This is a genomic window from Streptomyces sp. SID3212 (assembly GCF_009865405.1).
Taxonomy (GTDB): Bacteria; Actinomycetota; Actinomycetes; order Streptomycetales; family Streptomycetaceae; genus Streptomyces.
In genome coordinates this window covers 1-371 of record NZ_WWJY01001229.1, presented here as the reverse complement: position 1 = coordinate 371, position 371 = coordinate 1, and the positions used below count along the sequence as shown (strand labels likewise).

The 371-nt window shown below is 76.8% G+C and carries 1 protein-coding gene; it reads left to right on the top strand.

Annotation, left to right across the window (positions count from 1 at the left end):
* A partial coding sequence (locus GT042_RS36490) for a hypothetical protein (protein ID WP_161312956.1) occupies positions 1 to 371 on the top strand: 371 nt, incomplete at both ends.

The following is a 371-nucleotide window of genomic DNA, read 5'->3' as shown; positions in this document are numbered from 1 at the left end:
CCCGCCCCAGGCGTTCCGCCCCCCGCCGCGCCTCCGACGCGCCGCTCACCCCCGCCGAGTTGGACCGGTACGCCGACGAACTGCGTGAGCTGCTCGACCAGGGCATCGCCGCCGCCGAGCGGCAGCTGTTCGACCTGCGTACCGTCGCCGCCGACGACTCCCGGATCCTCGGCGCGCTCGGAGACGGCGGGTTGCTGCCGCCCGGGCCCGACGTCCTGGCCACCGTCGAGTACCTGGGCGAGCACGGCATCCCCGCCCTCCCCGGCTGGCGTTACCTCGCCCAGGCCGTCGACCCCGGCGACCACGCCGCCGTCCTCGCCGCCCGGCCAGAGCTGGTCGACGGCGTCGTGATCACCGACCCCGCCTCGCAC